The sequence below is a fragment of the Psychrobacter sp. 1Y4 genome (genome assembly GCF_051847555.1).
In genome coordinates, this window is the sequence record NZ_JBPYDE010001060.1 from 1 (window position 1) to 538 (window position 538).

Genomic DNA, 538 nt, shown 5'->3' on the forward strand with positions numbered 1-538 from the left:
TATCTTGGACTGCTTGACTCATGGCTTTTAGGTCGTGACCAAACCGATGAGCAGGCACCTCAACATCCATAGCGCCTTGCATCTTCGCCAGCATAGAGTAGACCACAAACGCATACTGACTATAGACGATGGCATCATCAGCACCCACAAAACTACGTGCCAAAATATCGAGCAAATCATCAGAGCCATTGCCAAGCGTAATCTGCTCGACTTTAACATCATTAAAGTCAGCCAACGCTTGCTTCAGATAATAGCCATTGCCATCAGGATAACGTGACAATTGACCCAACTGCTCAGTGACCGCTAGCGTCACTCGCGGTGAGCACCCCATCGGGTTCTCATTGCTAGCCAGCTTCACCACATCTGAGACACCATATTCGCGCGTCAGCTCTTCAATTGGTTTACCTGTCTGATAAGGTGCTAATGCCAGAATACTGTCATAAGCTGGCGTTAATGGCGATAGGTTTGATGCTGTCAATTGATCAGGCTGCATATTTTATCCTTGGAGGTTATCACTAAATGCGATCGCCCATCTATT

The 538-nt window shown here is 47.0% G+C and carries 1 pseudogene; it reads right to left on the minus strand.

Annotated features, from left to right (window positions below):
- A pseudogene (locus ACS8FC_RS20405) lies at positions 1-493 on the minus strand (histidinol-phosphate transaminase); the annotation flags it as partial.
- Between the last annotated feature and the right edge of the window lie 45 nt (positions 494-538).